Raw genomic sequence first — 22339 nt, 5'->3', positions numbered from 1 at the left:
CCGCCTCCTGACCAGCCGCTCGCTTTAATCTGCACACCCTCTCACATGGGCTGCCACATCTCGTACTGAGCTTAGCACCCCTCGGCTCCGGAGGCTGTGGCCCGTGCCGAGCCTTCTGCGCAGAAGGATGAGGCGAGCGGCTCGCCGTCATCCACCGTCACGAACAGAATTGAAACCATGACCATGATTGAAATTGTTGCGGGCGATCGACGGTTGACGGCGCATATCGGCGATGCACCGATGGCGCGCGAATTCCTGGCACAACTCCCCTTGGAACTGTCGCTGAAAGACTTTGGCGGTAACAACGGACGCCGACCTGCCCCGACGTCTCAAGCGAGAGGCGGCGTCCGACGCGATCACACCGAAGACGGGAGACCTCACATCCTACGCGCTACGCGGTAATCTCGCGATATTCTGCCGTGACGGACATCGCTCCCCCACGCTTATCCACCTTGGCCACTTGGAAGGGGATTCTGAGGCTTTTGCCAGCGCCAGCTTGGTCCGCCTCTCACCCGGTTCTGCCCCTGCGCGATCTCCTGCACAATAGGCATGGTGCGATTCACAAAGGAGGGGGTACGCTAGCTTATCGTGGGCATCGCGCCCGCGTGCGTCTGACTATGTGGGCCGGACATGGATGGGTAGAATTTTCCGTCACGCTCGGCCAGCTTCGCCATGTCGCACGCCGCAAGGTTCTCGCCGATTCTCGCGCAGATCAGATGTTTCTTTGAGTCTACAGGATGGCAGATGGCGCAAGGTGCGATGTGGTCATACAGGCGATCCAGCCGCGAGACCTCCAAATCGTGGTAACCAACATATTTTGATTGTGTTAACTATGCGAACGGTAAGTTGCCATTTTTAGATGATAATTCTCAATACCGTTTAAAGGTAATTATCAATGCCTATCTATTGTAATAGAAGTTATTCGCATATTGGATGATGTTTTAATGTTGGTATTTTGCTATTTTCTGGGGAATCTGTAATAACCCCGTATTGATTATGGCAAGATTCCGGCAAGAAATGCTAGGATCGGAAACCGATCATTCACTTCGTGCTGCACAGTTTCTCAAAGAGTTTTCGTCGGATGCCTGGGCGAGCGGGCTACCGCTAGAGCCCTGAAAGCAATGACTGACGAACCAGAATCATCTCAACCTCAGCAGGCGAGCGAATTTGACGCTTCCTTCGAGACCGGTAGCAACGACCCGGCGCAAAGGCTACTTGCCCTGCTTGAGAGCGAGTATGACTCGCTGCTGAGGCGTCTCTCCGGGCATCTGCGCTCTCCGGAGGCCGCCGCAGAGGCGCTCCACGATGTCTACGTTAAACTGAGGTCTGAGCCCAGCATCGGCGACCTGCACAGCCCGCGGTCGTATCTCTACCGTATGGCCGTAAATTCGGCTATCAACCGGCGTCGCAGCGAGTGGCGCACCGTGAACTTGGATGTGGCCAAGCTATCCGAATTCCCCGATAACACACCGGACCAGGAAGCTGCCGTCCTTGCCGCAGACGAGATGGACCGGGCCCTCGAGGCGCTTCACTCTCTTCCCCTTAAGCGGCAGGCAATTTTTCTGGCCAGATGGCGCGACGAAAAGCAGCAGAACGAGATTGCCGCGGAGTTCGGTCTGCACAAGCGCTCTGTTCAAAAGGAGTTGGTTCGCGCCGAAACCTATCTCCGCAAGATCCTGCGCCGGCCCAAGAAGCCATCCTAACCCGGAATATTCACCGGTAGACCAACTTGGTGGTGGCGATCATGGTCTAGTCTCTGATTTGTAATAGAGAACGGGTGCTTACGCCATCCCTCTGCTCCAGACAGAAAGTGCCACGACCGCTATGGCTGACGATAGCGGATTCGCCTCACCTTCCCAGCCATTCGTGGCCGGAAAATTACAGCCGCGTTCGATGGCGGTCGTCTGACGTCGGACGGCGGTGTGCTGCTGCTTGCGCAGGCCGAGCGGCGGTTGGGGATCGCAGATCGACTCGCCGCATGCATCGCTGATCCGCGCGATCAGGGGCGAGTGATCCACCGTGTCGCCGACATTCTGCGCGCCCGTATGCTGACGATCTCCTGCGGCTACGAAGACGCCGACGATCTCGACACTCTGAGCCACGATCCCGGCTTCAAGCTGGCGCTGGGCAAGCTGCCGGATGGACCGGTCGGTCTTGCGAGCCAGCCAACAATGTCGCGCTGGGAAAATGCACCGACGACCCGAGAAATCTTCCGCCTGACCGGCACGCTGTCAACATCTACTGCGCGAGCTATCTCATGCCGCCGTCTGCGGTCACGTTCGACATCGACGATACCGTCGACGTCGTTCACGACATGCAGCAGCTGTCGTTCTGGAACGGCCATCATGGCGAGCGCTGCTTCCTGCCGATCCACGTCTACGACACCGCGGCCGTCGCCCTGTCGCGATGCTGTTGCGCACCGGCGAGACACCATCCGGCGCTGAGATCGCCTGCCATATTCGCCGGCTCGTGCGTCGCATCCGCCGCCACACGCCTGACACCCACATCAATCTGCGCGGCGATGGCCATTCTAGCCGTCCAGAGCCGATGGCGTGGTGCGAAAGGAACTGCGTCGACTAGGTCTTTGGACTGCCGTGCAATGCCGCTCTGCACACCGATCCCGTCATCGTCACCGAGGCCGAAAGGTGCGCGACCGATCGCGCGATCCGTGGCGACAGCCAGCTACGGCGATATACCGAGACCCGATATGCGGCGAAAAGTTGGGGTAAGACCAAACGCCGCGTCGTCGCGCGCATCGAGGCCAACACTCTCGGTTTTGATATCCGCTTCGTCGTCACCTCGCTGGCCGTCGGCAGCGCGAAGCATCTTACGACGTCCTCTATTGCGCACGCCGCCAGGCAGAGAATCTGATCAAGCTCCACAAGTCCCAACTCAAAAGTGATCGGACCTCCTGCCGCTCGGCTAACGCCAACCAGATGCGGCTCATCCTCCACACCGCCGCCCACTCCTGCGCACCGCTGAATTTGCCACCATGCGTCTACGCCCTTTTGCCCTCCGGCAACGCTCTCAGTTGGTGATTTTATGACGCATGTCATGGCTGCTCTTGTCCTTGGGCTGCTCACTCTTGCCGTTGGCCGCAAATTCGTCGCGGTATGAATGCTGCAGGAGTGATCTGCCGCAACCACAGTTAGAAAGTGCAATTGCGCCGGCCCAGAAGCCTCGGGAAAACCACGACGCCAGATAAGGCCATCAGCGCTCGCAGAATCCTTCGCGAAAAAGATGGGCGCCTTTCCTCGCGCCCGCGTGTCCACGCACGGGAATGCAAGGATCTCCTCCTGCAAGTCGCTGTTCGCATTCGTGCGGCAGGCTTTGGGTGGTGATCGAGGAAGCAGCGCGTTGAAATTCCCAGCGCGGAAAGGCTGCTTCGATAGGCCCGGAGGAGTCGCCATGGCGGCTTGTAACGTATGACCGCGGAGGTTGCGCCATGTGCTCGATCGACGGATTTCGCGCCTTCTTCGCGCTGCGCACGGAAGCGAAAGCGCAAGAGCGTCGCGCATTCGAGACCTGACGTCAGGCCAAAGCTCGCGCCTTGGCAAGTCCGTGTCGCGACACAGATCATGCTACGCGACGTCAGTGAAATTATCTCGGTCCACGAGCTTGCGTCCGAGTGCCGGCTATCGCTGTGCTATTTCATTCGAGCATTCTCCAACACGATGGGTATCGCACCCTACGCATGGTTCGTGCGGCAGCGCGTGCAGCGTGCTGAGGACCTGCTGGCCCGAACGCAGATACCGATCGCGCAAATCGCACTTGAATGCGGTTTTTCGGATCAGGCTCATTTCACAAAGGCCTTTGCCAAGGCAAACGGGATACCACCGGCGCGATGGCGGCGTGAGCTCCTGTTGTAATCGGCTATACTGAGACCCGGCCGAAAAGTTTAGTTGTCGTCGGTTCGTTCGCCCTTGCGAGCGGCGGCTCGGCGAAGAGCCGTCCGCAGGAGATTTGGATCATGCACAGGGCAATCCCAACGTGCGGAATCACTGAGAGCGGTGAGGTCCTCTATATGGGTAAGGAACGTATAGACCCGGTTTACGATCTCGATCATGAGCGCCTTCATCTCGGCGTCCGAGATGCGCGAGAGCTGAGGCCAGGGAATTTCTCCATAAGGTGTGACCACCTTCACGTCAGTGAAGTCGCCCGAAAGACTGTCCGGCGCTTTTCCTGCATGAAGTTCCTCAAGCTGCGTATTGCGTACGCATTGCTCGACGAGTGCCAGTGCTATCCGGCGTGCCGCCCGGTCGGGAATTGCTTCCTCTGCCACGTGATCAACCTCGGTTACGGCGACCCGGCCTACGCCTCATTATGTACGGTTCGGCGATTCTCGCTTGACGACCTAGGGGTAGCCTTTGACATCTGGCCCTTGGACCCTTTCAGACTTAGCACCGGCAGCGGGCCTCTGTCCGCCGCCGGTCTAGTTCGTTCAACCGTTCAGCTTGTCCTTGACGGCCTTGGCAGGCGTGAAGGTCAGCTTCTTGGACGCAGCAATCCGGATGGTCGCGCCAGTCGCTGGATTGCGACCTTCGCGAGCCGCGGCTTCCTTAACTTTGAACTTGCCGAAGCCGTTGAGCGAAATCTCTTCGCCGCTTGCCGCGGCCTCTGCGATTGCGGCGAACTGAACCGCACCGAGTTTGCCGGAGGCTCCAACTCCTGAGAAGGTGGAGCCTGTATGAGCAAGACGACGAACAAATTTGCGCCTGAGGTCCGCGAGCGTGCGGTGCGGATGGTGCTGGATCACGAGGCCGACCATCCCTCTCGCTGGGCAGCTATTGTGTCGATCTCGGAGAAGATCGGCTGCGTTCCGCAGACGTTGTTTGAGTGGGTGAAGAAGGCCGAGGTCGATAGTGGTAGGCGCGCCGGTGTCCCGACCGAGGTCGCCGATAAGGTGAAGGCGCTGGAACGCGAGGTTCGCGAGCTGCGGCAGGCCAACGAGATACTGCGCAAGGCGTCGGCATATTTTGCGCAGGCGGAGCTCGACCGCCCGTTCCGGCGATGATCGCCTTCATTGACGATCACCGCGATGCCTATGGGGTCGAGCCGATCTGCCGCGTCCTGCCGATCGCCCCATCCACCTATCACGAGCGCGTCGCGCAGCGACAGGATCCGACACGCCTGTCAGCACGGGCGCAGCGGGACGTTGCCCTGAAGCCCGAGGTCGCTCGCGTATTCGCCGAGAACTTCGCGGTCTACGGCGTGCGCAAGGTCTGGCGGCAAATGATGCGGGAAGGCTTTCCGGTCGCCCGCTGTACGGTCGCGCGGCTGATGCGTGAGATGGGCCTGGCAGGGGTGATCCGGGGCAAGCCGGTGCGCACAACCATCAGTGACAAGGCGGCGCCATGCCCGCTCGATCACGTCAACCGCAGGTTCTACGCGCCAGCGCCGAACATGTTGTGGGTGTCCGACTTCACCTACGTCGCGACCTGGGCGGGGTTCGTCTACGTCGCCTTCGTCATCGACACCTACGCCAGGCGGATCGTCGGCTGGCGAGCCAGCAGGACGGCGCATGCCAGCTTCGTCCTCGACGCCTTGGAACAGGCGCTTCACGATCGACGGCCGGCCCATCGGGGCGGCCTCATCCATCATAGCGACCGCGGATCGCAATACGTGTCCATCAAGTACACCGAGCGCCTCGCTGAAGCAGGGATCGAGCCGTCGGTCGGCAGTGTCGGAGACAGCTACGACAACGCTTTGGCCGAGACGATCAACGGCCTCTACAAGGCCGAGGTGATCCACAGGCGTGGACCGTGGCGCAGCTTCGAAGCCGTCGAATACGCCACCCTCGAATGGGTCGACTGGTTCAACCATCGTCGGCTGCTCGAACCCATCGGCAACATCCCGCCTGCCGAAGCCGAAGAGCAATATTATGCTGCCGCGGACAACCTCGATATGGCAGCGTGACTCACAACCCAACGCCTCCGGCAAACCCGGCGCGGTTCAAACACCGCGTCCACCGTTTTACGAGCATCGGCCTTGCTCACACCGGACTCGGCCACCAGCTTGTCGGCTAGATCACTGTTATTCATGAAAAACTCCCATTGGGTTGTTGTGGTTCGCTGTGGGCCAGGCCACTATAACTTTGCCTCCAGCTCAGCCAGCTTTTCCTGGCATAGCTCGTTGACGACGTTACCCAGCAGTTCAATCCGCTCCGAGAGATACAAAAATTCCTCGTCGGTCATTTGGAACCAGTCGGAGTGGCGCGCCTTCACATAAGCGTCCTTGAGCTTCAGGAAGCGGGCCTCGAGCTTCCGCTTGTCGCGTGGCCACACATCTATGAGTTTGGGCGACAGCCTCTCCGCCAACTGCCGCAGAAATTTGATGTTGTGGCTGTATGGCGTGTAGAAAGTGAAGACCAGCAGAATGCAATAATAGAGCCGCTCGCACGCCTGCTGCAGGTTGTAGGCAGCGTCCGGATACTGCTTGGCTTGGTAGAAAAATTGAAAACCCATTCTTGAGGATACGGCCAGTCCGAACCACTGGTCATAATAGCCCTTGGCCATATCGTAGGCCTGCTGCGCCGTCTTTGGCTTGGGCTTGTGCAGCTCGCTGTCGTCGGCTTGGTAAAGGGCGATGCCTTCGCGGGCGATGTCCATGAAGAAATAGCGGCCGTGCGCGAGTCCGTCATTCACCTCCTGCAGGGTGTGAACGATGAAATTGACCGGAGTCCGCAGCCGGTTCAGGATCATGGTCTCGCGATCAAGGCGCTCAGCCGCCTTTTCCCAATATTCCAGCCGGTCGGTCAGTTCCTTCTGGTTGACGATAATGAGCAGGTCGAAATCCGAGCGATATCCGCGCTCGGTGTGCGGCTCATGGACCCAACGCCCCGTCGCGTATGAACCATACAGGATGATCTTCAGGATGCGGCCCAGCTTGCGGGGGCCGGTCGGCTGGCCATGCGCGTCCTCGAATTCCTCAAACAGGATCTGGATGACCCGATCAAGTTCGCGTCGCTTGTTCGCCGGCAGATGGTCAAGTTCGGTTTTCATAGTGTCGCTCGGCTCAGGCCAAAGGAAAGTGGGATGGATCGTCTTCCCAGGGATTGAAGATCACGGCCCCGCTGTGACGGGTGTCCTTCACGTTGCGCGTCACCAGGAAGAGGTCATGTTCGATCGCGGTCGCGGCGAGCAATGTGTCAATGACCGGCGGAGCCTGCCGGACTCTGCGCTTGACGTCGCCCGAAATCTCGCCCCAGCGGAAGACGATGGCGTCGTCGACAGAGAGGAGCCGATCGCCGAAGCGGTGAGCAAGCGCATCGCGGGCCGCCATATAGCGGGAGCGGTCCGGATGATCGGGTTCGATGTTATGAATACCCTTATCATATTCGGCGAGCGTCAGGACGCTCAGGAACATACGATGTTCTGGCTGCCCCGATGCCCATGCCTTCACGGTTGGCGCACCGCCAGGACTCGCCAGCGCCGAAACGACATGTGTGTCTAGCAGCCAGCCCTTCATAGGACGATGTCCCGTCCCCGGTCGACCTCCCGCTCAAGGTCGAGACCGTCGAGGCCAAGACCCTCAAGGAACGGCACGAAATCGGGCTTGCCAGCATCCTTGGGGAGGAGGCGATTAAGTTCGTCCACGCTGATAACGACAACAGCTTCCCGGCCTCGAACCGTCACTCGCTGCGGGCCTTCGTTCTGCGCGCGCCTGACCACTTCGCTGAAGCGGGCCTTGGCATCCTCCAGTTTCCAGGCACCGGGTTGACCGGATTTATCCCTGTTTCCCTTGCGAACGGCTGTGCCCACTTGCCTTCTCCTGACTAGCTAGTCAGGCATAGCCTTTCTGTCGGTTTTCGGCAAGCGACTCCGGCAGCTTGCGCGCAAAAGCCTTGCGCGAGTTCTGAGATTCACACTGCACGTAAATAAAGTCCATTTGATGGTCGCGATCGGCGATAGTCGACCCCCTCGGCAGCGCCGATTGCCTCGGCTAGCTGCCGCTCATCAAAGACACGGCCAGCAAACTTTCCATTGGACAGGCTGGAAGCAAGCACACTCATAAAATTCTAGATACTTGCGAATAGTGAAGGTTTCAGGAATTTTGTGAAGGTGTTTCCATCGACCGGGTGCGCGCCGCCGCCCCGCCCTAACCACAGTCGAACCAAGAGATAGGCGACGATCAAGAGCGCGCCACTTCGAGGATGCGGTTCTGCTCCAGGTTGCGGGTGAAGTGTCAGCCGATGGTTACAGTCCCTGCCTTCGTCGCCATGCACAGAGCCCGGTATTCCTTGGAAAATAATGGTCGGTATTCACGGGTTGGGCGACCAACTAATCCGCAACTCCGAATGCGAAGCTTGTTGATGGCGTGGCTGCCTCCACATGCCCGATAGGCGCACTTCGGCGCCTCGCCGGGTCGGCCATTCAGGGCTCGACGAATATTTTTCCGAAGTGATGGGCGAGGACGGTCGCTTGGGCCGCTCCAATTGCAACCGCTTTAATTGTCGTCTCGGCAATTGCGTTCGCGGCGCGATCGAACAGCGCTACACAGCGATGGTTGTCGAACCGGGAGGTATAAAGAATGCCATCGGCAACCGTCGTCGCATGGATTTCTGCGCTGTCCTCCCTGCATCGCAGATAGTCGATACCGTGAAGATCGGAGAAAGAGAGGCCTTGTGCGGAGACACTGGCATCGATCAGCGGATATAGTTTTAGAGCTCTTGTGGTCTCCAGTTCACCGCGCACTCGACTTTCGATGGCTGACGACAGGATATATGGCGTTTCGGGCGTTCGAACGAGCGTTTCGCCGAATGCCGTTTCGAGCGTCCGTGCCGCGTAGAGCACCTTGTAGCTGCCATCGGGCGAGTCGAATCGGGACTGCGGCGCATCGCCGGCAGGCCCGAAGAAAATCGGACCATGCTCGGCGCGATGTATGCGATGAAGGCGCACGCCCGCGCCGATACGTCTCAATCGGATGGGCACCACTGACGATCAGGCGGTCCAGCTCGCGACCAAACCTGCAAGCTGCTTTAGAATTCTCTGCTCCGGCCGCCTCGCGAGCGTTTGGAAAATTGTTTCGGGGGACGATCCAAACCCATCGAGCGGCGTGGTGAGCATCATCAACTGCTCCCAGGGGTTCATATCGTCAAAGGCTTCCAGCACAGCCTTCAGGCCATGCAATACCTCGCCTTTAACAAACTGCGCGGCGGGATAGCGGATATCCGTTCCGTAGGGGACGCCCAGAATCTGGCGACGCTGGCGCTGCTTGTCGATCGCGGCCTGAGAGACGCCGAGCATCTCGGCGACATGGGGGCGGTCGAACATGCCGCCGGCCCGCTCGGCCATTTCCTCACGAAATTGCGCGGTCCGTTCGCGTGCTGCCCTGATCGCTTCGAGGTCGGCGGGCGCTTCGGGCGCGATGTCGCGTGGTGCGATGACCAGCGCGTGCCGGAGATCTTCAGAACCGACAATATCGGCAAGCGTATCGTCGCTGGCGGACTCCACTGCTTTGGCAATCGCCAGCTTCAGCTTTTCCAGCGCCTTGTGCCGCAAAGTGTCGTTTGCGGAAAAGGCTGCCGGCGGCGAGGTGCGCCGGCTGGATTTCGCGACGTGGGCGGTGTTGACCATGATTGTCCTTTCCGTCCGTGATATATAAATTAGGACAAAAAGGACAAGGGCGGATTATCGATTGGGGTGACGTTAGACGCCTTTGATGGTAAGAGGAATCCGAAAGGATTTCACGGTGGAAACCGCCATCGACGATCAGGACAATGCGAGCAGGCCGGAGGCGCCGAAACTGTCGGCGTGGCTCTGGTCGCCTTGGTATGCCAAGCTATGGTGGATGGCTATTCCCATCTGGTGGGTGGGTATGGCCATGTCGACGCGCGTTGACGCGCTGGCGGTGTTTTATCGTGGAGCACTGGCGGGCTATCTGAATATCCTGTTCTTCCCGATGACCGCCCTGATGGTGCTGGGTGTCGGCTATGTCAGGGAGCGTTTCGACAACTTTGTCGGACAGGGTGGAGGAATGCCGCTGTTCGATGAGGAGACCGACGCAGAGAGACAGCGCGTTTGGGAAGAGCATGAGCGGATGGTAAAGAGATCGCGCGCCTTCGCCGATCCGTCCGATCCCCGATCTGGACCATTTTGGATCGGGAATCCCTTAAACCCGCTGAATCCAGGCTACATTGATCCCCATACCGGAAAGCACCGTTAGCGCTTCTTGAAGGTACTGTCGCCGTCGCCAGGACTGCCGGCGATGTCCGTTGAGAAGCTGCCCTTCGAAAGAACAGAGTTTTGTTCCAGCGAAGTCAGTGGACCAGTGATATCAAAGGTGGCACGCCCGTTGTCCGCATCCTGAAGGTAGCGATTGCGCAAGCCGTCGGTGCCCAAGACTCGGTTCGACAGCTCACGGGAGAAGGTTGTTGCGGGATCGCTGGAGCGCGCCGCAGCACGCTCAGCGGCAGCAATCGATTCCCGAACATCGTAGTTCACAATGTCCATCGTGGATTGCGCGGCTTCGGTAGTGGATCCCTGATCCGTGCTCCGAAAACCTACATCGCCACCAAAGCGACCAGCCGTCGTTTTCCCTTTGCTAGTCGTCTGGGTTGGTCCTCGTTGCCGTCCCTTGCCAGACCGCGCGCTGTCGCTCGTCGTTTCACTATCTGAAGTAGACACCGTCCTTCCAATTTCGAGGCCGACAGTGCTTCCCATTGTCGTCTGATCAGCGGCTGAGCGGGATAGAGTTCTCTGCCATCCCGTCTGCGCCATGACCGCCTGCACATCGCGCTGGAGCGTGTCGGCGACCTGTGGCTTGAGACGCCACTCACCCTTGCGATCCATCTCGAAACCGCCGCGAAGCCAGTTTGAGAGCATGGCCTGACCCTCGGCGCCGCCGCCCATGAAATGCTCGATGGTATCGGGGCCAGCTTGTTTGCCGGCCTCGAACCGTGTGCTGGTGTCGTTGCGCGCCGAACGGCTGAAATCCGTCCCGCTTGAGACGAGGAGGTCATTGTGGGCGAAACTGAAGCGTGCATGCCCTCCATTGGCAATCGCACCGAGTTGACTTTCGTTGATGAGCCCCGCCTTCCACATGGCGGCAGCAGTCTCGGGGGTGAGATTGAGCCCCAGATCGCCATTCTGGTCCATGGCGATCTGGCGCTTGCTCAGGTTGACACCATGCTCGGCAAGCAGGCCCTGCATGCGGGTGAGCCGCTCCCGATCGACGATCGAGGTCAGCCGCTCGTTACGCGCGCGATCGGCGATACCGGGCGCACCACCTTCCGACATGTCGACCTGGTTGCCAGCGGTCCGGCTCAGTGCCTGGATGAAGCTGTCGAGACGCGCAGCCTCGCGCGTCGACGCGCCAGCAGCCGCAGCTCCCTCGGCAAAGCCGAAATTCTCCGACTGCCTGCGTTGCTCGCCGATCCGCGCCGCGTCGCGCGTCCCGGAGGTTCCAACCTCACGCTGTGCGTCGAGCCTGCCCGAGCGCTCGGCGAAATCATAGCCGGCCGCCTCGCGGGTGCGGCCATAGATGCTTGTGCCTTCGCGGCCTGCCTCTGCAGTCGCGCCATCAGCGGTGCCAAGGTGAGTGGCCGCACTGTAACGCTCCAACGCAGCCTCGACCTGCGCCTCGTTGCGGCCGGTGGCACGGGAGAGTTGACTGATCGCGGTGCTGCGCGCTTCGCCCGACAGCGCATTGATAAACCCTATGCGGCGGGATGTTTCGTCCACCGACAGGCCCAACATAGACGCGGCTTCGCGCTGGCCCTGATTGCTGCCGGTGCGCCAGCCCTGTTCGGTTGCGACGTTGGCGCGTTCGATGCCGGCTACATTGTCGCCAGCATGGTCCCGGCGTCCCTCCATCGCACCCACCTGGATTTGTGCAGAGGTGAGATCGTTCCTGAACATCTGTTCCTGGTCGAAAGCATTGGCAGTGAGCTTGGCGAAGGTTGGGTCGGCCTGCGCCTCGCCGATAACACCCGACGCCTTGAGCTGCGCGTCCGCTGGCGAATATCCAGCGCGTTCAAAGTGACGCGTCGCGCCTTGCATCATCATCCCATAAGCGCGCTGGTCGCCGAATGCGCGCCACTGGACAAGATTCTGGCTGAAGGCGGCGAATGCCTTCTCACCGGCTTCGCCCTGCCCGAAATAGCTTGTCCCAAGACTTCTCAACGCATCCTTCTCGGCGAACTGATGAATGGCCGTGGTCGCAGCATTGGCCTGGACCGTGCGCGCGACAGCCGGATCGGCAAGATCGCGGCCGCCCAGCGCCGGCGCGAGGCTCCCCAACTGGCGCGAACCCTCGATGCCGCCGAGCGCGAAAGCCGTACCGCCCGGCGTTCCTGGGCGCTCACCCAGAATGTGGCCAGCCTCGCCATAGGTCCGGTTGGCACCGAAAGTGGAGCGCTCTCCAAAATCCCCAAAGCTCGAAGCCGCCGCGGCGCGGGAACGCGTTCCCATTGCCGAAGCCTGAGCCTCCAGCGCGGAAGCCTGACCCTCGGCCGTGCCCATAGGCGCTGCCGCGGCTGTCCCTTGACTCGCAATCCCAAGCGATCCCGAGGTGAAGGAAGTGAACACGTTGCCGCTGAAACGGAAAACGGTAAACACGAAAGCCCCGGCAAGCCCGGCGGCGGCCGTTCGGAAACTGCCGAAGATCGCAAGCGCCTTCATTGCGGCGGACGGCGCAAGCAACCAGGCATTGACAGCGAGCGCATTGGATCGCAGTTCGGCGAGTGTCGCGGTCGCGCGGCCGAGAGTGAGCTGATAGATGCCCGCGTCGATCACACCCCAGAGAGCCACGAAGACGAACATACCGAGCGCGAAGCTCGCCACGCGCAGGTTGATCGGCGTCAGGATGAACAGCAAAGCGATGGGGATCATGAAAAGCATGATGCCGAACACCGTGGCCCGGATCGTCGGCATCCATTCGTTTGCGACCGACATGGTCGCCAGGCCATTCGAGATGACCGCGCGATTGGCCATGACCCTCGCCGCACTGGCCGGCGAATCCTCGAAGAGAACGTCGCCGACCGTGTTGCCTAGAAGGATGTGGGTCAGGAACGCCTGCGCGCTCAGCGGCCGGCCGAGCATCATCTGGCCCATTTCGTCAAGCTGTTGCCGACAGCGGGTCATCTGCTGGGCATTGCCGGTGTCATAACCCGTGCGAGCGCAGATCTGACTGGTGTAATTATCGAACAGCACGGGGTCGGACAGGCGATCCGAAATGTGCGTCCAGGCTTCGGAGCAACTCACCGTCGTGCCGCCCTTGTCGGCCTCGGTATAGACTGTCGAGAAGGTCGCTGGCCCCGCCATTGCCGCGAACGAGGCAGGCAAGTCGGTCGACGTCCGGAACAACTGATCGTCATCGACGCCATAGGCGGCCGACACGCGCGCGACCGGATAGCATTGACGGACATAGTCCTTGATGGTCGCATCGAGAAACACATCGGTCATCGGCCCGCGTGGGCTGACCGCGTTGAGGAACAGGTCGAAACTGTGTCCGCCCGCGCCGAATTCGATCTTGGCGTTGGGATCGAGGGTGTTGTCGTCGATCGTCTCGACCATCGCGCGCTCCATCATGTTGGTTGCGCCGGCGACGAGGACAAGCAGATTGGGAACGCCACCGACTGGCTGATAGGCGTTGCGGACGCGATCGTAGACATGGACCGTGCCAGTCGTGGCGATCAGGCCGACGAAGAGCCCGACGCCGACCAGGATCTGGAAACCGAAGGCGACGAGGCCCATGCCGGTTCCTCGCACGCTGGCGATGATTGCCCCGAGACCGATGCCGACCGTCGCGACGATCATCACCAGTGTCTCGTAGCGCGGATCCCCGAAGATCATCGAGACGAGACGGAAGGCGTCGACCGTCTCGGCGAACCCGTCATAGGTGTGGAAGCTCGTATCGACCGCGAGCGCGGGCGAAGCGAGAAAAAGGGCGGGGAAGGTGGCAATCAGCCTCGCAAGCCTGCGCATGACAATTTGTTCCTATTGGTTGCGGGCAGCGGCGCCGGCGGCGTCGCGAGCATCACGGTCGCGTGTCCGCAGGAGCCCGGCGTAGTTTGCGGAAAGATTGGCTTGATTGAGAGCGGCCATGTAGCTCTGCCGCATCTGCGCGCGCTGGCGCAGCACCTCGTCTCTGAGATCCCGTAGCTGCTCGATGCCTTTGGACAGTATCCGCGTCTGGCAGACATTCTTGTTGTTCCCGTCTGCCGAACCCGCGACGGTCGCGCCGCGCTCGGCGTTCGTCACCGTGAAGTCGATCGTGCGGGTCAGGTCATTGAGCATCTGGTAGGCAAGGGTGAGGGCTACCAGTTCGTCGGTATCGGCAACGACGGAGTCGACGACGCCCTGGCGAACGCCCCACTCCAGCATGCGATATACCGGAAGCGTCCTGACATTGGCGACGAACTGTTTCTCCTCGGCCGAGAGCGCCGCACGGGTGCGGATCTTGGTCGCGATCGACTGCATGCGCTCTCGGGCCAGAACGAGCGCACCGCGACCCGACCCGTCCTGCTCGCAGTCGGCGCCGGTCGGCGGGAAATTGAGCGTACGGCGCTGGACGCGGCCTGTCAGGAAATCCTGCGCGCTTTCCGTGTCCTGTGCGGGGCATTGCGGAATGGCCGTGAACAAGGGCACGCGGTCGCCGTCGTCCCAGCGCATATAAACGTCGCCGACCCGGGCGCGCATCACGCTCGCCCAGTCGGCTGCGCCGACGCGCGAGGCGGCATGAGAAAGCAGCGACCCGGTGCGGAAGATGTCGGTCACTTCTGCCGGGCAGTTGGCGAGCGCGTCCTTCAAGTCCTCTGTTGGGTTGTTGTTGTTCGCCTCGATCTTCTCGCGGCTTTGCTGGTAGCTCTTCGCAAATCCCTGCTTGACCGAGCGATAGCCGGTCATCTCCTCGATGATCCCCGACATATTGTCGTCGCCTTTGGCGATCTGGACCATGCGATTGGCGAGACGGCAGTCATTGACCTGAATCGAGTTCAGGAAATTGGTGGCCGCCTCCATTTTCGAGATGATGTTCCCCATCTTCTCGTCGAGCGTCTCGAGCAGATACTGGAAGGCGACCGCCGGCGCCGCCTGAAGAATGCTCTCCAACTTCTGGACCAGATAATCGGGGTCGAGGAACGACATGCCGCCCAGGAACATGTCGATGCCGCCGCAACCCGCCCTGACCTTGGGCAGGCTCACCGACATCAGATAGTCATTATGGACGTCGACGCGGCCGGACATCCCGCCTGCGGTCACATAGCCGCGGGTCTGATCCTCGAAGCTGCCGGGGGATGTGTAGGTGACGTTGTCGAACCAGCTCTCGGCCCAACTCTGGGCATGGGCGGGCGCCGCGGAGAAAAGCGTGGCGACAAGGAGAGCGATCAGCGCGCGAACGGCTGCACGAGGCCTGGCAAACATGGCGGACTCCGGACAATCTGAGGTGAGGGAGGAAGGGCTGAGGCCGCCATCGCTCAGCGCCTTCCGGTTCGGGTCGCCGGCAGCCCCACGATGCCGGTGAACTTGGACATGGCGCGGACGCCGACCGCGGGTCTCACGCCCGTCAGCATCTTCGCGGCCAAATAGAGATTGCGGGCCAGGTTGGGCGCGTGATCGGTGCCGATCGCCACCGGCACGACCCGAACATCGTCCGAGACGGGGCGAACCCAGGCCACGGGATGCCCGACCCAGGGCAAGCCGAGACGTCCCGACCGGATCATCGCCTCCTGGGCGCCGATCGTGCGGACCTGCCAGCCATATCGCGTGCCCAGCGCCGTCAGCTTGGTCCAAAGGTCGCCGCAGGGCACGCAGCCGGGTGTTGTCGTCATTTCGATGACGAACGCGGCGCCATGCCCTCTCAGCGTGGTCGTGAAATCATCGGGGAACTCCCGTGTAACCGGAACCCGCGAGAGCCAGGCCTGCATCGCCTTCGCGTCGCCGACCGGGTGGATCGCGGCCCGCATCGCCTCCGCTTGGCTGACGGTCTGCGCGGATGCCGAACCCATGCCGATGACCAGGCCCGGGATGCCGAGGAGGATGAGCGCACGCATCACGGTTTCCGTCCAATGGAAGCGTCTACCAGATCGCCGCCGAGAGCACGGGGATCGGTTGCGGACACCGGGCCGTTGCCGAGTGCATCGAAGAAGCCGGCATCTTCGCCCGGTCCTGTCATGAACTGCTCGGGCCGGATATCGCCGCGCAGCAAGCGAACCGCCTGATAGGCCATCTGTGCGAGGTTGGGATATGCCTCGACGCCAGAGGCTATGATCATGCGTTGCTGGCTGCCGCGCCGGATGATCATGGTCGTCGGCGTGATCTCGACACCGAACCGCGCGCTGACATCAGGCCGCTTGTCGAGATCCATGAGCGTCACCTGCCAGCCCATTTCCTCCTGGAATCGCTGGATGATCGGCCACTGGACCCGACAATATCCGCAGGTTGAACGCGAGAACATGACGAGAGCGAACTCGCTCGCATGGGCGCGCAGATAGGATCGGCGAATGGCGTCCTTCTCCGCCGACATCTCTGACCGGGCATCGCCGACCATCGGGTTGGCCGATTTCGAGTTGAGTTCGGGATATTGCAGCATCGCGATCTGCGTCACACCCGCGAACGCGCGTGCCTTGCGCCGTGCGAAATCCTGAAGCCGCCAGAAATCGGCGACCGCATCGACCGTCAGCACCGTCGCGGCATAGTCGCGCTGCTCTTCGATGAGTTTGCGGATCTTCGGTGGACTCCAGGTCGCCAGTTCCGCCATCGGTGGTATGACGGGCTTGACCAATGCGTCCGGCTCGGCCCTGTCCTCAGCCTTTGGTTTGGGCGCCTCATACCACCAATAGCCTTGCCTGGATGGGACGGCAGCCGGAGCCCCTTGCGCACTGACCGCTGGCGGAAGCGCAAAGAGCGCCGCGAGGGAGAGGCCGATGATGGAAAGTCGACGCTGCGGGCTGTCACTTTGTATTGACATTGTCGTGGCAAAGCGCCAGATACGGCCAAGGAGTTTTGCGACATGGCACAGCACGCACATACCGATCGAAGCGCCTCGACGCGTAAGGACGATGTCATCCAGATCAGGGCTGCGGCCGAGCTCAAGGCGATGCTCAGCCGCGCCGCTTCGTTGCGTGGGCAGAAGCTGTCCGAGTTCATGCTCGCGAGCGCGAGGCGGGAAGCCGAAGCCGCGATCCTCGATCAGCGCACCTTTTTCCTGGATGCCGAAAGCCATGAGCAGTTCCTGAGCCTTCTCGATGCGCCGCCCGCGCCGTCGCCAGCTCTTGAAAAACTGATGAAACGCGAACCACTCTGGAATCGATGATCGGACGCGTCGCTCGATTCCATGTCCAAGCGCCGTGTTACGCCGCCCGAACGCCTCAACGCCGATCACGAGGTCGCCGCGTTCGATAATGGGCGCCATGCCTCGCTCAACAGCTGGCTCGCCGAGCGCGCCCTTGCCAGCGAAGGCGCTTCGGCGCGCACCTATGTGGTCTGCGAAGCCGAGCGGCCCAGTCAGGTGGTTGGCTATTATACGATTACCACCGCGATGGAGGAGCGCGCGGCCTTGCCCACTGCGAGACTGCGCAAGGGCATGCCCGACAAGGTGCCCCTGCTTTTGATCGCGAGGCTGGCCGTCGCATCGAGCTTTCAGGGGCTTGGCCTTGGCGCCGATCTGCTTGCCGATGCCCTGCGCCGCTGTGCTGCCGCCTCGGAGATCGCCGGGGTTCGCGCGGTCATCGTGCACGCGATCGACGACGAAGCCGTCGGCTTCTACGCGCGGCATGGTTTCATCGTCTCGCCGCTGGGAGAGCGCGTTCTGCTCATGCCAATCGAAGCCGTTCGGGCGCTGCAGGGCTAACCACATCCTGCACTGCGTGCAGCCTGACGGGGCCTTTCGGGGATCGAGGACAGGCCGATGTTCGTAGCGGCGCCTGATGAGCCTTGCCTGATCGCCCGCGCTCACAGGATACGCTCCATGCGAATGAGGCTCGCGATCGGCAGCAGCCCGAAATAGCGGCTGTCGAACCCCCGAGGATGCGTCGATCCGACATAGGCCATCCCGGCGGGGATGATGCCGCTCCATTTCATATGGCTGAGCTCCATCCCGTTATGGGCCAGCGGAAGGCTCACACCCAGCAGGTGGCCATTGCAGTAATAGTGACCATCCCAGCTGCTCGGCTTGAGCGGGGAGGGCGTCTCGAACATTGTAAGCCGGTCGCCAGGCAGGCAGAGCGCATGCTTCGTGACCGATACCGGCTTTGGACCCGCAATCGCGTGATGCAGCGTGAACATCACATAATCACCGCGGACGATCAGCCCGGGGCTCTTGCGGACGGCATAGGCCTCGATCGACGGGGACATGACCAAAGTGACTTGCGGCATCAGGACCGCGGCGAACAGCGCAAGGGGCAGAACTACCAGCATGGCGTGCCAGAGTCGTTTCGGCCGCGCGGGCTGATCGGGGCCGGGAGCGCCGAGCGTCACCGCCGCCTTCCGCGGCAGGCTGCGCAAGCGTGGCCAGAGACCGGCGATCCACCTAACGATTAGCCAGAAGAGCCTGAGCATGGCTTACCTCCTCTTTCCCGCCCAGGCGGGCATATTCGTCGAGCATTCCGGAGAGCGCGCTGTCGCCGAACACGACATGGGCTGCCCGAGGGCTGTCATCGTCGCGTTCGCAATAAGCCTGGGTCGGATCACCCGGGATCATGGCGAGCGCGGGGACCTGGACGATCCCGTGCTGCCGGAACACGATGGGGTCGATGATAAGCTGGACATTGCGCATGACGCAGTTCGGCCCCTCACAGCCCGGATCGATACGCAGGATCTGGGCCGTCAGCTTCGCCATCGGGCCCATCTTCCGAAGACCTCCCGGCACGCCGCGAAACGCCATCACCCCGTGCACCCGCTCGAGCTGGACCGCATAGTTGCGCAGCGTCGAGATTGGCATCGAGGAGGAGACGAACAGGACCGGTACCCAACCCTTGACGATCACCGCAGGGGCGGCCTTGGCGAGCGCTTGTTCTTCGGCGGGTTCCAGCCCCAAAGCCTGGCGCAATGCCTTGGCTTGTCGTTCCCGCTCGGCTGCAAGGCTTACTTCTCCGCGCGCCTGCGCAGCGCGGGCGCGCGCATCCATTTCTGGCATAGGCGCGCGGCCCCTAAGGCCTTCGAAGGCGCGCCTGCGGTCGGCAGGGTTATCGGTACGCGGAAGCCTTAGATCCGGCGGCTGCCCCACAGCTTGCTTCCCGCGGGCGACGGCGCTTTCGAGCCGGTCCATGCTGGCGTGGCCCTGATCGGCGGCGGCATGCCTGGCATCGCCTTGATCGGCGCCATGCGTGGCATCCTGTCCGAGCGCGGCGGTTGCAGCACCTATCAGCGCAAGGAGGGCGAGTTTATGGATTGACTGCTTTGAGATACGCATTGACGCGCTCCCCCATGTCTATCTGGATGTCGGATTGGGCGCGGGCCTCGATGTCCGCATAATATTCGGAGAGGTCGATCTTGCTGAAGTCGAGTGCCTGGAACTCCTCAGGCGTGAAGCCGCGGCACATCGGCTTCTTTGCCGTCCCCCATAGATTGCCGTTGAACGCCTTGAGCTGGGGACGGCCCTGTTCCTGGATGATGCGCCCGAGCTTTGTGTTGAAGCAGCAATGCGCACGCGCCTTCTGGAGGCAGATGCCGAGGAAGCTCGACGTGCAATAGCTGCCGATCTCGTGGCACATGCCCGACGACCGGAGCATCGCCGTCTCCATGTCCTGCTGGTCACAGCCGGAAAACAGGAAATCGATCATGAAATTGATCGCGAGGCTGATCGCGATTGAAGTCGGGTCAAGTCCCACGATCAAAGCGTTGGCGCCAGAACTCGCCGCCTGACTTGCGGTCGCCCCGGCCTTGAACGCTGTGTAGGCGGCCTTCATGCCGGTGAACACGCCCTTGGCCACCGCGATCTTGGTGCCGATTGACGAAATGGACGATCCCATCCCGTCTTTCACGATCTTGCCCTTGTCTTTGCAGCAATTGGAAAAGGTGGTCGAAAGTCCGGCAGGCCGGCAGCGCACGCCGCGGCCCGAGAAGATCTCGATGGTCCCCATGCAATTGCCGTCGGCATCGATGCCGCCGGTGGGCTCGGTGCCCGGATCGTCCATCGGCGGTTCTTCGACGACCGGATTGTTAGCAAGATCGGCGCACTGATTGGGCGAACACGATGGCGCCCCGCCGGTGCTCTTGACGAGGCAGGCATATTGCGGACCGACCGGGCAGCTATACTGTCCCATGGCATCGGCGACGCAATCGACCTCCTGGATCGGGCAGAGCCATGCTCCGCTGATGGTCGCCAGGCAGCTTGCCTGCTCCCCTTCGTCGGCCGCATCGCCATTATTGTTGATATCGGCGGCGCAGATCTGCTGCGCATTGGCGGCACTCGGGCAGGCGAGGGCAACTCCCAGGCCGAGTACCAGCGCGAGCGCGGCACCGCGCGGATCGAAACGCCATTGTCCGTTGATGAAACAGCGGCTCATTGTACGCTCCCCGTGCAGACGAGATCCGCGCCTGCAAGGCGGACGGTCTGCATCATCACGACAGCCTCGGGAAAATCGTCGAGGCAGCCACAGGCTGACACGATCTCCTCACCGGGGCCTGCCGGGCACTGGCTGTCGGCTGTGCAGGCGTGGAAGAAGGTGTCGTAGCCGGTCGGCACATTCTGTTTGGCGCCGACAACGCCGTCGATTGCCGCTTCACTGTTCGCCTTGGGCGCGCGTGTTTTGCAGACGGGTTCGCACGCCGGCACCGAGCCGCGGTCGGGAAGGCTGAATGCTCGTGTCGAGGTGGAGTAACTGCCGTCGCTCTGACGCGTCCGGTCGGCCAGCAATGTCTCGGTCGAATGGTCGATGATATAGGCGCCGCGACTTGTATCCGGCTTCTCGATGTCATCGACGCTACAGCGATAGGTGCGGTCTTTTTGGAAGAAGTCACGCATGAGGTCGGTCGGGCAGGCGGGACCGCCCAGGATGCGGGTCTGGGGCAGGGGCCTCAAACCCGTGGCGACACCATTGATCCAGGTCTGGACCCCATCGACCAGCTCACTGTCGAGCTTGCATTGCGGATCGGCGGCGATCGCTCCGCAACCGTCGACGACCTGCTCCAGCGTCTTGCAGCTATTGTCGACGTCGACATGCACCTGCGCGAAGCCCTCGCCGCCTGACGCCACCGCGACGCGCAGCCAGATCTCGTGATCGCCGGCGGTGAGCCAGGGCTTCAGGTCGAGATTGGGATAAGCATAAAAGGTCTTCTTGAGTTCGCATTTGCTCGGTGGGAGCCCAAGTGTCGTCCAGGGCGAAGGACCCGAACCGACCAGTTGGTCATCAACACGTACCTGCGCCCAATCATCTGCGAAGAACTGGGTGAGGCGTGCGTCGATGATACGATCCGGGTCGCTCACATGCAGCGTCATACGGAAGTCGATCAGCGTGCAACTGCCGCCTGCAAGGCTGTTGTCGGTTGGCGAACCCATCAGGAAATCGAAGGACGAGCCATTCTGGATCGTCGAATAGCCGCCCGAGTTCCGGCTGATGATGTCCTCCGCGCCGGGCTTGAGTACCGTCACTCGCCGTTCGATGGTGCAGTGCCGATATTGCAGCGATGTGCCGGTTCCGGTCGCCGAGCCCTTGAGCGCCTGAAACACCGCACTGCCGCTCGATGCGGCATAGGCGTCGGAGGCGATGATCGCGGGATTGGATCTATAACCGGTCTGGGGCAGGTTAGGGTTGGATGAGCAGGCGGTCGACTGCGCGCCGACATAGCGAATGGCCGGACCGTCGATGATGGCTTCTGCGACCCCATAGCGCGGGTCGGCGGTCGTCAGCGCGCCAATCATCCCGCCGCCCAGATCGCGCAGTACGGAGGCCATATTGCCCCAGGCAAGATTGGTGCCGCAGCTATTGTTGATGCAGTAGCAGCCGGCGAGCTTGGGCATGTCGACCGAGGTCAGCTTCAACGCCTTGGTCGCATCGACATCCCAGCGGTAGAAGCTGCAGCCATTCCAGCTGCCGGGTTGACACGACACAACGCCGTTCGCGCAAATGCCCGAGACCGGCACGGGCAGGTTCGATGTCAAATCGACCGTTCCATCGAGATCGGTGTCGCGCGCGATCGTGACTGTGCCGAGGTCGCCGGTGCCCGATGGCTGAACCAGTACCTCGAGCATCGTCGCGGTCTTCTGGCAGGCGATGTTCGGCGCGAAAGTGCGGCTGTTGTCGACGGTCGAGATCGGCTGTCCAGCCAGACCCGGCGTCACATAATTCTGCTGAAGCGCGTCGCTGTCACTTGTCTTGGCGCGTGACGCCTCGGCAGCGGCACGCGCCCGCTCGTCCATCGTCTGCGCCGAGGCGCATGAAGAGAAGGAAATGGCCAGC

Annotated in this window: 23 protein-coding genes, 3 pseudogenes and 1 other annotated feature; of the genes and pseudogenes, 10 read left to right on the top strand and 16 right to left on the bottom strand. The window is 61.6% G+C overall.

All coding sequences use genetic code 11. The features are described 5' to 3' along the window. Positions 1-177: 177 nt before the first annotated feature. From SPHME3_RS21780 to SPHME3_RS0114425, 6 genes and pseudogenes are all read left to right on the top strand, one after another. A complete protein-coding gene (locus SPHME3_RS21780; protein WP_196801625.1) occupies positions 178-402 on the top strand; it encodes a cyclophilin-like fold protein in 225 nt (74 codons plus the stop codon). Then, complete coding sequence (locus SPHME3_RS21775) at positions 293-547, top strand: cyclophilin-like fold protein (RefSeq protein ID WP_196801624.1); 255 nt, start codon at positions 293-295, stop codon at positions 545-547. The genes SPHME3_RS21780 and SPHME3_RS21775 overlap by 110 nt, the downstream gene beginning before the upstream one ends. A 574-nt stretch (positions 548-1121) precedes the next feature. Continuing rightward, positions 1122-1703, top strand: a complete 582-nt coding sequence (locus tag SPHME3_RS20145; protein ID WP_018250933.1) for an RNA polymerase sigma factor — start codon at positions 1122-1124, stop codon at positions 1701-1703. A 138-nt stretch (positions 1704-1841) separates the two neighbouring features. Further along, positions 1842-2162 (top strand): annotated as a pseudogene (locus tag SPHME3_RS21770) (transposase); the annotation flags it as partial. A 95-nt stretch (positions 2163-2257) separates the two neighbouring features. Beyond that, a pseudogene (locus tag SPHME3_RS21765) lies at positions 2258-3038 on the top strand (IS1380 family transposase). A 540-nt stretch (positions 3039-3578) separates the two neighbouring features. After that, positions 3579-3869, top strand: a complete 291-nt coding sequence (locus tag SPHME3_RS0114425) for a helix-turn-helix domain-containing protein (RefSeq protein WP_018250930.1) — start codon at positions 3579-3581, stop codon at positions 3867-3869. A gap of 29 nt (positions 3870-3898) precedes the next feature. Here the strand turns inward: SPHME3_RS0114425 and SPHME3_RS20780 are convergent, their stop codons facing one another. Then, positions 3899-4282: a hypothetical protein gene (locus SPHME3_RS20780; RefSeq protein ID WP_081614863.1), complete on the bottom strand. Its 384-nt coding sequence runs from the start codon at positions 4280-4282 to the stop codon at positions 3899-3901. A gap of 159 nt (positions 4283-4441) precedes the next feature. Then, complete coding sequence (locus SPHME3_RS20775; protein WP_018250929.1) at positions 4442-4756, bottom strand: HU family DNA-binding protein; 315 nt, start codon at positions 4754-4756, stop codon at positions 4442-4444. Between SPHME3_RS20775 and SPHME3_RS0114410 the strand changes: the two genes are divergently transcribed. Then, a protein-coding gene (locus SPHME3_RS0114410; protein WP_156021381.1) for an IS3 family transposase occupies positions 4688-5916 on the top strand; the annotation gives its coding sequence in 2 pieces (ribosomal slippage) (positions 4688-4976 and positions 4976-5916; 1230 coding nt in all). The genes SPHME3_RS20775 and SPHME3_RS0114410 overlap by 69 nt on opposite strands. Beyond that, positions 4969-5085, top strand: a sequence feature (AL1L pseudoknot). Its footprint overlaps the gene before it by 117 nt. Positions 5917-5954: 38 nt before the next feature. On the opposite strand, the pseudogene SPHME3_RS21735 reads toward SPHME3_RS0114410, so the two are convergent. The 6 genes and pseudogenes from SPHME3_RS21735 to SPHME3_RS0114390 all read right to left on the bottom strand — a co-directional run. After that, a pseudogene (locus SPHME3_RS21735) lies at positions 5955-6041 on the bottom strand (HU family DNA-binding protein); the annotation flags it as partial. 45 nt (positions 6042-6086) lie between these two features. After that, positions 6087-7001, bottom strand: a complete 915-nt coding sequence (locus tag SPHME3_RS0114405; protein WP_018250926.1) for a HEPN domain-containing protein — start codon at positions 6999-7001, stop codon at positions 6087-6089. A 13-nt stretch (positions 7002-7014) separates the two neighbouring features. Beyond that, positions 7015-7467, bottom strand: coding sequence for a type II toxin-antitoxin system VapC family toxin (locus SPHME3_RS0114400; protein ID WP_026189101.1), 453 nt, complete (start codon positions 7465-7467; stop codon positions 7015-7017). Then, positions 7464-7760 carry a type II toxin-antitoxin system Phd/YefM family antitoxin gene (locus tag SPHME3_RS0114395; RefSeq protein WP_051076125.1) on the bottom strand — a complete coding sequence of 99 codons (297 nt, stop codon included), beginning with the start codon at positions 7758-7760 and terminating at the stop codon, positions 7464-7466. Before SPHME3_RS0114395 ends, SPHME3_RS0114400 begins: the two co-directional genes overlap by 4 nt. Before the next feature lie 612 nt (positions 7761-8372). Then, positions 8373-8918 carry an RES family NAD+ phosphorylase gene (locus SPHME3_RS20770; RefSeq protein ID WP_231376759.1) on the bottom strand — a complete coding sequence of 182 codons (546 nt, stop codon included), beginning with the start codon at positions 8916-8918 and terminating at the stop codon, positions 8373-8375. Between the two features lie 21 nt (positions 8919-8939). Then, entirely contained in the window at positions 8940-9575 is a 636-nt protein-coding gene (locus SPHME3_RS0114390; protein ID WP_018250922.1) for a hypothetical protein, read from the bottom strand. Positions 9576-9690: 115 nt separating this feature from the next. Between SPHME3_RS0114390 and SPHME3_RS0114385 the strand changes: the two genes are divergently transcribed. Further along, positions 9691-10164, top strand: a complete 474-nt coding sequence (locus SPHME3_RS0114385; RefSeq protein ID WP_018250921.1) for a hypothetical protein — start codon at positions 9691-9693, stop codon at positions 10162-10164. On the opposite strand, the gene SPHME3_RS0114380 is transcribed toward SPHME3_RS0114385, so the two are convergent. Genes SPHME3_RS0114380 through SPHME3_RS0114365 form a run of 4 tightly spaced genes read right to left on the bottom strand, consistent with a single transcriptional unit; the run spans position 10161 to position 16908 of the window. Beyond that, entirely contained in the window at positions 10161-13925 is a 3765-nt protein-coding gene (locus tag SPHME3_RS0114380) for a conjugal transfer protein TraG N-terminal domain-containing protein (RefSeq protein WP_018250920.1), read from the bottom strand. The two genes, SPHME3_RS0114385 and SPHME3_RS0114380, sit on opposite strands and share 4 nt — an antisense overlap. Before the next feature lie 12 nt (positions 13926-13937). Beyond that, positions 13938-15362, bottom strand: a complete 1425-nt coding sequence (locus SPHME3_RS0114375) for a conjugal transfer protein TraH (RefSeq protein WP_018250919.1) — start codon at positions 15360-15362, stop codon at positions 13938-13940. 53 nt (positions 15363-15415) lie between these two features. Then, entirely contained in the window at positions 15416-15991 is a 576-nt protein-coding gene (locus SPHME3_RS0114370) for a hypothetical protein (RefSeq protein ID WP_018250918.1), read from the bottom strand. Continuing rightward, a complete protein-coding gene (locus tag SPHME3_RS0114365) occupies positions 15991-16908 on the bottom strand; it encodes a conjugal transfer protein TraF (protein WP_051076124.1) in 918 nt (305 codons plus the stop codon). The genes SPHME3_RS0114370 and SPHME3_RS0114365 overlap by 1 nt, the downstream gene beginning before the upstream one ends. 42 nt (positions 16909-16950) lie before the next feature. Here SPHME3_RS0114365 and SPHME3_RS0114360 point away from each other — a divergent pair, with 42 nt between their 5' ends. Next, positions 16951-17253 carry a type II toxin-antitoxin system TacA family antitoxin gene (locus SPHME3_RS0114360; protein WP_018250916.1) on the top strand — a complete coding sequence of 101 codons (303 nt, stop codon included), beginning with the start codon at positions 16951-16953 and terminating at the stop codon, positions 17251-17253. 21 nt (positions 17254-17274) lie between these two features. Further along, positions 17275-17790, top strand: coding sequence for a GNAT family N-acetyltransferase (locus SPHME3_RS0114355; protein WP_018250915.1), 516 nt, complete (start codon positions 17275-17277; stop codon positions 17788-17790). A gap of 101 nt (positions 17791-17891) precedes the next feature. Here the strand turns inward: SPHME3_RS0114355 and SPHME3_RS0114350 are convergent, their stop codons facing one another. Genes SPHME3_RS0114350 through SPHME3_RS0114335 form a run of 4 tightly spaced genes read right to left on the bottom strand, consistent with a single transcriptional unit; the run spans position 17892 to position 22299 of the window. Continuing rightward, positions 17892-18497: a S26 family signal peptidase gene (locus SPHME3_RS0114350; protein WP_026189098.1), complete on the bottom strand. Its 606-nt coding sequence runs from the start codon at positions 18495-18497 to the stop codon at positions 17892-17894. Next, positions 18469-19350, bottom strand: a complete 882-nt coding sequence (locus tag SPHME3_RS0114345; RefSeq protein ID WP_026189097.1) for a type-F conjugative transfer system pilin assembly protein TrbC — start codon at positions 19348-19350, stop codon at positions 18469-18471. Before SPHME3_RS0114345 ends, SPHME3_RS0114350 begins: the two co-directional genes overlap by 29 nt. Beyond that, complete coding sequence (gene traN, locus SPHME3_RS0114340; protein WP_018250911.1) at positions 19322-20446, bottom strand: conjugal transfer protein TraN; 1125 nt, start codon at positions 20444-20446, stop codon at positions 19322-19324. Before traN ends, SPHME3_RS0114345 begins: the two co-directional genes overlap by 29 nt. Next, positions 20443-22299 carry a hypothetical protein gene (locus tag SPHME3_RS0114335; protein WP_018250910.1) on the bottom strand — a complete coding sequence of 619 codons (1857 nt, stop codon included), beginning with the start codon at positions 22297-22299 and terminating at the stop codon, positions 20443-20445. The genes traN and SPHME3_RS0114335 overlap by 4 nt, the downstream gene beginning before the upstream one ends. Between the last annotated feature and the right edge of the window lie 40 nt (positions 22300-22339).

It is taken from the genome of Sphingomonas melonis DAPP-PG 224 (assembly GCF_000379045.1).
Classification (GTDB): domain Bacteria; phylum Pseudomonadota; class Alphaproteobacteria; order Sphingomonadales; family Sphingomonadaceae; genus Sphingomonas; species Sphingomonas aquatilis.
The sequence above is the reverse complement of the archived record's forward strand: the minus strand, read 5'-3'. Positions and strand labels throughout refer to the sequence as shown.